Origin of the sequence: Plantactinospora alkalitolerans (assembly GCF_015690345.1) — a bacterium.
Lineage (GTDB): Bacteria > Actinomycetota > Actinomycetes > Mycobacteriales > Micromonosporaceae > Plantactinospora > Plantactinospora alkalitolerans.
Map to the genome: position 1 here is coordinate 1 of NZ_JADPUN010000018.1, position 3,653 is coordinate 3,653.

Annotated in this window: 4 protein-coding genes; 1 reads left to right on the forward strand and 3 read right to left on the reverse strand. The window is 71.6% G+C overall.

The genetic code is table 11. The features are described 5' to 3' along the window. Positions 1 to 218 precede the first annotated feature (218 nt). The 3 genes from I0C86_RS00095 to I0C86_RS00105 form a co-directional block, all read right to left on the reverse strand. Positions 219 to 608, reverse strand: a complete 390-nt coding sequence (locus I0C86_RS00095; RefSeq protein ID WP_196199071.1) for an ACT domain-containing protein — start codon at positions 606 to 608, stop codon at positions 219 to 221. Positions 609 to 721: 113 nt separating this feature from the next. Beyond that, a complete protein-coding gene (locus tag I0C86_RS00100) occupies positions 722 to 1,219 on the reverse strand; it encodes a hypothetical protein (protein WP_196199072.1) in 498 nt (165 codons plus the stop codon). 176 nt (positions 1,220 to 1,395) lie between these two features. Then, a complete protein-coding gene (locus I0C86_RS00105; RefSeq protein WP_196199073.1) occupies positions 1,396 to 2,130 on the reverse strand; it encodes a hypothetical protein in 735 nt (244 codons plus the stop codon). Between the two features lie 164 nt (positions 2,131 to 2,294). Here I0C86_RS00105 and I0C86_RS00110 point away from each other — a divergent pair, with 164 nt between their 5' ends. Then, positions 2,295 to 3,527, forward strand: coding sequence for an arginine deiminase (locus tag I0C86_RS00110; RefSeq protein WP_196199074.1), 1,233 nt, complete (start codon positions 2,295 to 2,297; stop codon positions 3,525 to 3,527). Positions 3,528 to 3,653 lie beyond the last annotated feature (126 nt).

Below are 3,653 nucleotides of genomic sequence, written 5' to 3' on the forward strand. Positions count from 1 at the left end.
CCCGCAGGCCGCGAGCGCGACACAGCCGACCAGCGCGACACAGCCGACCAGCGCGAGGCTGCCGGCCGTCAGGGCGCCGACGGCGCGGGGACGGCCCGCTGGAAAGTCGGGCGAGGGGGGACGGAACACGGCCGGGTCCTCGGGCATAGGTGGATGCCGTGGTGCATTCGGCGGGGTGGCCCAGCCAATGCTAGGCCGTGGCCCGGGCCGACCGCGCCTCAGGTGGCGACCCGGTGTCCGAACTGGGTGAGGGCGGCGAGCGCCTCCGGGAGTCGTACCGACGGCACCAACAGATAGTCGGTGTCGTACGTCGAGAACGCCACGATGTTGACCCGGGCGTCGGCCATGGGCACCACCAGGGAGGCGAGGATGCCGGTCAGCGCCAGGTCGAGCGGCCCCACCACGCGCAGGCAGCGCCACGGCGTCTCGACCGTGGCCGCGGCCGGCACCCGGTCGGCCCGGCAGATGATCGACACCTCGTCCGAGGTCCAGGTGACCGACAGGAGCCCGGAGTTCGCCGGGTCGCTCAGCAGGCCGGCGGGCACCGACGAGTCGGCAGGCAGCCGGCACACGGCGTATTCCTCCGGCAGCAGAGCGATATCCAGCATGAGGAGACCTTACGGTGGCTGCGACATCGGCCCAACACCGCCGGGCCCATTGACCAGCGCGTCGGTGTGGCGTGCCGCCCGAGAGAATCGATGCGGGCGTTGTGGTCGGGGGCTCAGACCTCGGCGAAGAAGGTCAACGAGCCGGCGACGCCGCCGTGCGCCAGGATCGGGGTGGTGATCGCGTCGAAGGTGCTGTCCGAACCTTCCGTACCACAGCGCACCCGCAACAGGCCACGGGCGAGCCGGCCCGAGGCGAGGGCGAGCAGCGGAGGAATCTTCTCGACGTCCTGTTCCGTCAGCTCGCCGCGCGCGGCCGTGAAGTCGAGCAGCCGCAACTCGCTGTCCAGCAGCGCCCGCCCGATGGCGTGCAGGGGGGTGCCGAGCCCGAGCAGCCGGCAACACGAGGACGAGACGGCCGCGATGGTGGTGCTGCGGTCGATGAGCAGGCAGGGTTCCGCAGCGGTCGACACGGTGTCCGACCAGCGGGCGAAGCCGTCGGGCTCGATCCGACGGTCGGCGTCGCCGAAGCCGTCGGACTCCCGCTCCTGATCCAGCGACGAGGTCGCTGGCGGCACGAACGCCTCCGAGATCGAGAGTTCGACGTGGGCCACCGCGCCTCCTATTAACCTCACCGCCAGCCCACGCTAGCCGGTTTCACCCTGGAGTCGCACCCCGGGACACACCGGCCGGTTGGGCCATCCCGCAGCCCCCCGCCGGTGTGTGCCCACACCTGGCCTCGAAGGGCGGTTGTGGGCGCCGCCCCGGCGGGTGGCGTCGGCTGGTGACGCTACCGGCGACTGGCCCGCTTGTCAGCCGCCGTTCGGCCCTCCTCGTACCACCGGTAGTCCGCCGCCGACCGGTACGGGGCGTTCAGCCAGGTGGAGGGGGCCTGGGCGACCCGGGACAGCTTCTCCGCCGTGGCGGCGCTGATCCGGTTGCCGCCCGCCACGAGCAGCCGGTCGAGTTCCCGGTGGGTGGCCACCAGGCACTCCTTCGGAAGCCCGTACACGCTGATGACTCCGGAGCCGACGAAGGTCAGCACCGGGGTGACCGGAATGGTGAGGCCGACGGCGTTGGAGAGCGCCTTGGCGGCCCGCTTCGCGTCCCGGCGCGCCTCGGCGATGTACGCCGGACGCTTGCCGTTGATCTGCACGACGTCCCCCGCGATCAGGACCCGGGCTCGACCGTGGTCGGCGACCGTGACCGCGAAGATGCCGCTGGGGCCGATCGCCAGGAATCCCGCACGATCGTCCCGGGACCGGTAGTCCAGGTCGAGCATGCTGGTCTCGGTCAGCTCGGTACGCGGCCAGTCGACCACGTGCCACGATGGACCGAGGTGGTCGAGCCGGCTCAGGGCCCTGGCCCCGGCCGCCTCGATCCGGCGGGCGTCCCGTTCGGCGCGACGTCGACGGGCCCAGTCCATCGGCGTCGGCCGTGCGGCCTCCAGCGGTGGAAGCGGCTGCACCGGCGCGGGGGGTAGGGCCCGGGCGGGTACAGCTGAGCGTGCAGAAAAGACAGTCATCGTGACCTCCGGCAAAAGGTCCCTCGAAGTTATCTCTTCACTACGGTACGTGGCCACACCCCCCGTTCTGCAAGTTGCAGCACCGGAGTGAGTGTGGATGAATGCCCCATTCATCCGAAGCCCTTTTTCCCGGATGGTGCCAACCGCTGCCCTAGGCTGCGAATATGACCCATTTCGTGGACAGCGAGGTTGGGCGTCTCGGCACCGTACTTCTCCATCGCCCCGGACCTGAACTCGCCCGACTCACACCCCGGAACAACGACTCGTTGCTCTTCGACGCGATCCCGTGGGTCGGGCGGGCCCAGGAGGAGCACGACGCCTTCGCCGCCGCGCTCCGGGAGCGGGGGGTCGAGGTGCTCTACATCGGAACACTGCTCGCCGAGACGCTGGCGGTGGCCGATGCGCGGGCCGAGCTGACCGAGCGGGTACTCCGGACCCCCGGGCTGGGCGACACCCTGCGCCGCCGGGTCGCCGAACACCTGTCGTACCTCGACCCGGCCGCGCTGGCCGGAGTGCTCATCGCCGGCCTCGCCCACGAGGAGCTGCGGCTCGGCTGGGACCGGGGCGGCGGCCTGGTGTACCGCCTGATGGACCGGCTCGACTTCGTGATCGACCCGCTGCCGAACCTGCTCTTCGCCCGGGACTCGTCGACCTGGATCGGGGACCACGCCGCGGTGACGAGCCTGGCCATGCCGGCCCGCCGCCGGGAGACCAGCCTGACCGACGCGATCTACCGGCACCATCCGAGGTTCGCCGGCACCCCGTTCGTCTACGGCCCCGAGTTGGAGCACCTGGAGGGCGGGGACGTGCTGCTGCTCGCCTCCGGGGTGGTGGCCGTCGGCGTCGGCGAGCGCACCACGCCGGCCGGGGCCGAACGGCTGGCCCGCCGGGTCTTCGAGGCGCGGCTGGCGCACACCATCCTGGTGGTGCCGATCGCGCAGGAGCGGGCCACCATGCACCTCGACACCGTCGCCACGATGGTCGACGTGGACGCGGTGCTGATGTACCCGAACATCGCGGACACGCTGTCGGCGTACACCGTGGTGGCCGGGGCCGAGGGCGAACTCTCCCTCGACGGGCCGGCGCCGTTCCTACGGGCGGCTGCGGACGCGATGGACCTGGACACGCTACGGGTGATCGACACCGGACTGGATCCGGTGACGGCCGAACGCGAACAGTGGGACGACGGCAACAACACCCTGGCCATCGCGCCCCGGCTCGCCGTGGCGTACGAGCGCAACGTCGAGACGAACGCCCAGTTGGAGCGGGCCGGCATCGAGGTGATCCGGATCGCCGGTTCCGAACTCGGCTCGGGCCGGGGCGGCCCGCGCTGCATGTCCTGCCCGCTCGTCCGGGAACCACTGCGGCCGGCAGCCGACGGCCCGCTGCCCGGGTGACGGCGACGACCCGCCCCGGTCACCCCGGGAGTGTCCCTATGGGTTTGTTGAGCGGTGGCCGGGCGGGGCTGGTAGGTGGTTTTGGTGCGGAGCATGGCGAACAGGACGTCGACGCCGGGCGGTGGA